Source organism: Cryobacterium sp. MP_3.1 (assembly GCF_035984795.1).
Lineage (GTDB): Bacteria > Actinomycetota > Actinomycetes > Actinomycetales > Microbacteriaceae > Cryobacterium > Cryobacterium zongtaii.
Window position 1 is genome coordinate 1 of sequence record NZ_JAXCHV010000061.1, and the last position, 3,722, is coordinate 3,722.

Sequence of the window (3,722 nt, forward strand, 5' to 3'; positions counted from 1 at the left end):
ACCGCTCGTTCGCGAACCTCTGTTGGGTGTTTCTTGGGCATATCCGAATCCTTTCACCAGAAAGAAAGCGGCAGGAAATCAGGGACGGTTCAGTTGTTGCGACGGCGGTTGAGAGCGGCGAGGCTGCGAGCTAGCACGAGAGATCCTTTTCTTTGGGCGTCGGTGACCTTGCGGTCGGGCCCGTTCGGACTTGCCTAATATTCGCAGGTTATTTTCAGGTAAAAACCCAAAAGAAGAGTATTTTACGAAGTCTGTCCCCCCAGAACGGGGGTACGTCGAAGTGACTACATCCAACGCACTATGCGCGAATGGCACCCAATCAACCCAAGCCATCTCCGACGTCCGCATCTGTACAAAGCTACTTAATGGCACCCGCGATGCTGAAGATCGGCATGTACAGCGCGATGACCATGCCACCGATAATCACACCAAGAAATGCGATCAATAGCGGTTCTATAGCCGCCGTAAGCTGCTCCGTCGAGGATTCGACTTCCTGGTCGTAGAACTGCGCAATCTTGTTGAGCATCGTCTCCAGCGAACCGGCGTCTTCTCCCACAGCGATCATCTGAGTGACCATCGGTGGGAATACCGGCTGTTGCCGCAGCGGCGCCGCGATGGACTGGCCCTGGCGAACGGATTCAGCAACCTTAGTGAGGGCGTTCTCAATCACCCAGTTGCCGGAGGTTTCGCCCACGATCTTCAGCGCCTGCAGGATGGGGACACCCGCACCGATCATGTTCGCAAAGTTCAGGCTGAACCGAGCGACCGCGATCTTCTGGAGGAGCGGGCCAAAGACCGGCAGCCGGAGCTTGAGCGGATCGAGCTTCATGCGGACTCGCAGGGTGTGCTTGTTTGTTCGCCACCACAGGGCGAAACCAACGCCGAGGACCAGCAGGACAGGCACCACGAAGACCATGGAATTTGAGACGTGCACCAAAATCATGGTGGGTAGGGGCAACGCGCTGCCCAGCCCTGTGAACATCTCCTCGAAGATTGGGACAATGAAGATCAGCATGATCATTACTGATACCAGGGACATCAGCAGCACGATGACCGGATAGGTCATCGCCGACTTGATGGTGCCTCGAAGCTTGACTTCTTTTTCGAAGTTCTCCGCAACCGATTCCAGGGCACCATCAAGGAAGCCGCCTGTTTCGCCGGCTCGCACCATGTTGATCATCAACGGTGGAAACGCCTCAGAGTGCAGCGACAGAGCATCGGAGATCGATATCCCCGTTTCGACATCGTCCCTCACTTTGATCAGGATCGTTGTGAGCGGCTTGCTCTCTGTTTGATCAGCAAGAATGTTCAGGGTTCGTAGCAGCGACAGCCCCGCGCCGATCATTGTGGCCATCTGGCGACTCATGATCGCCAGGTCTTTCAGACCTACACCCTTACTCAGCCCCGGTATGTTGATTTCGCGGCTGAGTCCGCTTGCCGCCGGCACTAGGGACATCGAAATCGGCGTGAGTCCCATGGTGCGCAGGCGCGCAACGGCGGCGCCTTCGGAGGACGCGTCCAGCCGGCCCTTGGTCGCTTTGCCCTCGGCATCGCGGGCCGTGTACGCGAAGGCGGATGTTGATGGCATTAGTGCCCCTTGCCGCCCGAGTAGGCGTCACCGAAGTCGATGCCGTCGGCCGACATCGGTGAGTTCGCTGTCGCCGTTGCCGCCGGGTCCACCCGCCGGATCAACTGGGTGAGGCCCTGCGGATCCTGCGCCTTTTCCTCGGCCGATGCATGGCTGATCAGACCCGCGTCGACGAGTTCAGCCAGGTGCTGGTCCATGGTGTGCATCCCCTGCGCGCGACCGGCCTGCATGGCGGAGGGAATTTGGTAGGTCTTGCCCTCGCGGATCAGGTTGGCGATGGCAGGGGTCGCAAACATCACCTCGGTGGCTACCACCCGGCCGTGGTCCACCCGTTTCACCAACGTCTGGCAGACGACCCCCTGCAGGGTCGCCGCCAGCTGTGAGCGCACCTGCGCCTGCTGTTCCGGCGGGAAGACGTCGATCAGGCGGTCAATGGTCTGCGCTGCGCTCTGGGTGTGCAAGGTCGCGAAAACGAGGTGACCCGTTTCCGCGGCGGTGATTGCCACCGAGATGGTTTCGAGGTCTCGGAGCTCGCCGATAAGGATCACATCGGGGTCCTGACGGAGAACGTGTTTGAGGGCTGCGGCAAAGCTCTTAGTGTCGCTGCCAACTTCGCGCTGGTTTACCAGCGACATCCGGTGCTTGTGCAGGAACTCGATCGGGTCTTCAACGGTGACGATGTGGTCGGCGCGGGTGCGATTGACCTCGTCCACGAGCGCGGCCAAGGTGGTGGACTTGCCCGAGCCCGTGGGACCGGTGACGAGCACGAGCCCACGCGGCATTGCTGCGAAACGGGACACTGCCTCGGGCATCCCCAGCTCCTTGAGCGGCTTGATCTCGCGCGGGATCAACCTGAATGCTGCACCGATCGACCCGCGCTGCTGGTAGAAATTCACCCGGAAACGGGCACCGTTGGCCGTATAGGCGAAGTCGAGTTCCAGCTCCCGCTCAAACTCCATGCGTTGGGCAGGAGTAAGGATACTGAGCAGCGCGTTCGAGACCTTTTCGAACGCCCAAATCCTCGCGTTGTCGAACGGGCGCAGGCTGCCGTTCACCCGTAGATTGGGTGGTGCGCCGACGGTGATGTGCAGGTCCGAGCCGTTGAGATCGAGTACTTCCTGCAGTGCGTCCAGGAGGTCCTGGTCGGGTCCTGTCGTGACTTCTGGCCGCTCGGCGCGCCTGGGTCGGGCGGCGTCGGCACGTGCATCCGCCCGCGGGCGAAGGACACGCCCAGAGTTGGAGCCGTCCAGTGCCGACCGGGTGAGGTCTGGCGGAGATTCCGCGCCCGTCCGAGCCGGCTCAGCATGGGTCGGAAATACAGTCACGGCCTCGGCAGGGTCGCCGTACTTTGACTTGAACGGGACCGTTTCGGTGGCCGGAGAATCTGCCGGGTCGGCTAGATACCACGGCACCGGCTCGGCGGTGGGCGCCTCTGGTTCGGCCCCGGTCTCTTCATCTCCGTGAGGACGCTGCGGCGGAGTCACCGGAATGTCATAGATGGGCTGGCTCATGTGGATGTCCCCTTTTGCACTACGCGACCACTCGCAAGATTTCTTCGATCGATGTCAAACCCAGGCGGGCCTTGGCCCAGCCGTCTTCGCGGAGGGTGATCATGCCCTGGTCGCGCGCGACGCGGGCGATTTCGGCGCTTGATGACCGGGCGACGGCGAGACGCTCGATCTCCTCGGTCACGGTCATGACCTCATGGACGGCAATTCGTCCGCGGTAGCCGGTCTTGGAACACTGTGTGCAGCCGACCGGCTCGTAGATTGTCGGCAACGGCTGAGCCGGGTCGAAAGCGAAACGCAATCGGGTCAGGTCCGCTGCGGTAAGTGCCGACGGTGCCTTGCATTTGTCACACAGGCGCCGGGCGAGCCGTTGTGCCACCACGCAGTCCAGGGCAGACCCGACGAGGAACGGTTCGATTCCCATTTCGGTGAGTCGGGTAATGGCACTCGGGGCGTCATTGGTGTGAAGTGTTGACAGGACGAGGTGCCCTGTGAGTGAGGCCTCAATGGCGATCTGCGCAGTTTCGTGGTCCCTACGTGTCAGGGTGAGTTGAGGCCAGTAGCTCAGAGCAAGTCCGCCGTTTGACGTAGGGCGAGAATCAGGAAGTCCCACCATGTCCAGCCCA

General features: G+C 61.1%; 3 protein-coding genes. All 3 read right to left on the bottom strand.

The window, feature by feature from the left end:
* Positions 1-358: 358 nt before the first annotated feature.
* Entirely contained in the window at positions 359-1,588 is a 1,230-nt protein-coding gene (locus RCH12_RS18370; RefSeq protein ID WP_327017863.1) for a type II secretion system F family protein, read from the bottom strand.
* Positions 1,588-3,099, bottom strand: a complete 1,512-nt coding sequence (locus RCH12_RS18375) for a type IV pilus twitching motility protein PilT (RefSeq protein WP_327017864.1) — start codon at positions 3,097-3,099, stop codon at positions 1,588-1,590. The genes RCH12_RS18370 and RCH12_RS18375 overlap by 1 nt, the downstream gene beginning before the upstream one ends.
* A gap of 19 nt (positions 3,100-3,118) precedes the next feature.
* A partial coding sequence (locus RCH12_RS18380; RefSeq protein ID WP_327017865.1) for a GspE/PulE family protein occupies positions 3,119-3,722 on the bottom strand: 604 nt, incomplete at its 5' end.